The sequence below is a fragment of the Acinetobacter sp. SFA genome (genome assembly GCF_001647535.1).
Classification (GTDB): Bacteria; Pseudomonadota; Gammaproteobacteria; order Pseudomonadales; family Moraxellaceae; genus Acinetobacter; species Acinetobacter pecorum.
This window is the reverse complement of sequence record NZ_LSZI01000011.1, coordinates 1-1,700: the sequence shown is the minus strand read 5'-3', so window position 1 is coordinate 1,700 and position 1,700 is coordinate 1. Positions and strand designations below refer to the sequence as shown.

General features: G+C 39.8%; 3 protein-coding genes. 1 reads left to right on the top strand and 2 read right to left on the bottom strand.

The window, feature by feature from the left end; translation table 11 throughout:
• Positions 1 to 72 precede the first annotated feature (72 nt).
• Positions 73 to 669, bottom strand: coding sequence for an aldo/keto reductase (locus AY607_RS15310; protein ID WP_064101951.1), 597 nt, complete (start codon positions 667 to 669; stop codon positions 73 to 75).
• Positions 638 to 946, bottom strand: a complete 309-nt coding sequence (locus AY607_RS15305) for an aldo/keto reductase (protein WP_064101950.1) — start codon at positions 944 to 946, stop codon at positions 638 to 640. Before AY607_RS15305 ends, AY607_RS15310 begins: the two co-directional genes overlap by 32 nt.
• A 271-nt stretch (positions 947 to 1,217) precedes the next feature.
• Between AY607_RS15305 and AY607_RS05060 the strand changes: the two genes are divergently transcribed.
• Positions 1,218 to 1,700: Rieske 2Fe-2S domain-containing protein (locus AY607_RS05060; RefSeq protein ID WP_155858352.1), on the top strand; the 483-nt coding region annotated here is incomplete at its 3' end.

The window sequence follows — 1,700 nt, the reverse complement described above, 5'->3', positions numbered from 1 at the left end:
TTTGCTACTGCTCATAAACACCTCGTTAATTAGCCATTTTATCTAACTAAAGAGTGTCTACAAAATCGGTGGCTATTCAGTCGTTGCACTGGCAATTGGTGCGGTAATCCCTTCTCGAGTTAAAATCCAAGCCAAAGCAACATCTGCAGGTTGGACATGATGCTGTTCAGCGACAATATCAAGCGCATTTAAAATACGTTCACCTCGCGCTGTAAAATATTTGCCTAAACTGTCTGCACGTTTACTACTTTTGATCTGTTCTAAATTACGGTATTTACCGGAGAGGAAACCGCTCGCAAGACTGTAATAGCTTACTACACCAATCTCATGTTCAAGACAAATCGGTTTGAGCTGCTCTTCAAAACCTTGGCGGTCATAGAGATTATATTCCGGTTGGAGTACTTGATAATGCGGCACATTAATCTGTTTTGCGGCATCGATCGATTGCTGTAATTGGGTCGCATCTAAATTAGAGGTTCCATAAGCACGAATTTTTCCTTGCTGTTTGAGCTGGTCAAAAGCAGCTAAGGTTTCTTCATAAGGTGTATTTTCATCTGGCCAATGGGCAAAATATAAATCAATGTAGTCAGTATTCAGGCGCTTAAGTGAATCTTCCACCGCTTGCATAATCCAGCGTTTAGATAAGCCTTGATGTCCTGAAATCCCCATATCCAGACCGACTTTTAGTAAAAAGGACTATATCATCGCGTTTCCCTGGTTTTTGTTTTAGCCATTCTCCTATAATACTTTCAGACTCGCCACCTTGATTGCCTGCTGCCCAGATCGAATAAAAATCTGCAGTATCAATCGCATTAAAACCATGATCTATAAAAGCATCAAGTACCTTAAAGCTTTGCTGTTGATCTATGGTCCAGCCAAATACGTTGCCACCGAAGACAACCGGTGCGATTTCTAAACCTGTCTTTCCCAAAGTACGCTTTGTCATTTTATATCCTCATCATGTAATAAATATACATATCAACTTATTGAATTTTAAAAACATATCGATAAGGTATAGTCTATATATAGAATTTTAAACATCCATATTTTTGCCTAAGATTATCCATTTTCTGGATAAGTGAATGAGCATTTTTATAAATACTAGAATTTAAGTGAATGACTTGGAAATTGGATAAAGATTAGAAGAAATCGGATAGAGTGAAGTGGCGTATCCCTGTTCAATCGAGAAAAAGCAATTGATTGAATGGAGGGGTAAAATGAGCTCAAAAACCAATATTGAGTGGCAAAATTTTGTCGAAAGTTGTGTCGATTTCCGTCCTCAAGATGGCGTGTTTCGTATTGCGCGTGACATGTTTACTGAACAAGACCTTTTTGAATTGGAAATGCAGCATATTTTTGAGAAAGTCTGGATTTATGCCTGCCATGAAAGTGAAATCCCCAACAATCATGACTTTGTCACCGTACAAATTGGCCGTCAACCGATTATTGTCAGCCGCGATGGCAAAGGTGAATTACATGCCTTAGTGAATGCCTGTGAACACCGTGGTGCAACCCTGACCCGTGTAGCAAAAGGCAATCAATCTACCTTTACCTGTCCCTTCCACGCATGGTGTTATAAATCAGATGGTCGTTTGGTGAAAGTTAAAGCGCCAGGTGAATATGCACCGGACTTTGATAAATCGACACGTGGCTTAAAACAAGGACGTATTGCCAACTACCGGGGCTTTATTTTTGTAAGC